Here is a 1,036-nt window from a genome sequence, read left to right on the forward strand (position 1 = left end):
GGCGTGGGCGGCGCAGGCGGCACGGGCACGGGCGGCAACGCGACCAACGGCAGCTCCACGTCGACGGCATCGAACGGCAGCGCGACGGCTGGCGTCGGTGCGGCCGGTGCGGCTGGCGGTGCGGGCGGCATGGGCGGCGCCGGCATGGGTGGCGTCGGCAATGGCGCGGCAGGCGGCGCGGGCGGCAACGGTGGCATGAACACCGTCGACGCGGGCTCGTTCAACATGAGCAATACGATGACGGGCGCTGCGCAATCGGCTGCCGGCATCGTCGTGATGAACCAGAACAGCGGCCTCGCGTCGCTCGTGCAGCAGGCGGTCACCGTTCAGGCCAACCTGACCGTGGGCCATTAACGCGACCAGTCAAAGGAGGCTGTCATGAGAAAGACTCTGATGGCGAGCGCGGCGGTCCTTGCGTTGGGCTTTAGCGGGTACGCACTGGCGAACCCGTGTAGCGACGGCAAGGACTCCTGCAGCCAGAGCGCTGCCGGTGGCTCGAACACGGCGACGGTTAGCGCGACGGCGGATCAGTCCACGACCGGGTCCGGCTCCAACGCGAATGAAATCGCGTCGGGTGCGTCGGTCTCTCAGGATTCGTTCAACACCAGCAAGGCAGTCGCGCTCGGCAAGTTGAACGGTTCGGTGACCGGTCTTGGCGTGTCCGGCATCGGCAATGTCGCTTTGAACACGGGCAGCGCGGCCGGCGGAAACGGCGGCCGTGGCGGTACCGGTTTTGGCGGTATCGGTGTCGGCGGCAACGGCGGTAATGCCGGCAACAGCGGCAATGGTGGCTCTGGCGGCGATGCTCAGAACGGCAGCGCGAGCGCTGGCTCTGTGACCAATGACGGCGCGTTGGCCGGCACGGGCTATGGAGGCGCGGGTGCGCGTGGTGGCCGGGCGAGCGCGGGCGGCACGCAAGGCGGCAATGGCACGGGCAGTGGCGGCTTCGCAGTGGCGCTCAGCGGCGCGGCGGGCGGCTTCGCGGGCGCTCGTGGCGGCGGTGCTGGCGGCAACGGCGGTGATGGCGGCGCGGGCG

Annotated in this window: 2 pseudogenes; both read left to right on the forward strand. The window is 70.3% G+C overall.

The features are described from left to right. Positions 1–354 (forward strand): annotated as a pseudogene (locus HV796_RS42690) (hypothetical protein); the annotation flags it as partial. A gap of 24 nt (positions 355–378) precedes the next feature. Beyond that, positions 379–1,036, forward strand: a pseudogene (locus HV796_RS42695) (hypothetical protein); the annotation flags it as partial.

The organism is Paraburkholderia humisilvae, from assembly GCF_902859855.1.
GTDB classification, from domain to species: domain Bacteria; phylum Pseudomonadota; class Gammaproteobacteria; order Burkholderiales; family Burkholderiaceae; genus Paraburkholderia; species Paraburkholderia humisilvae.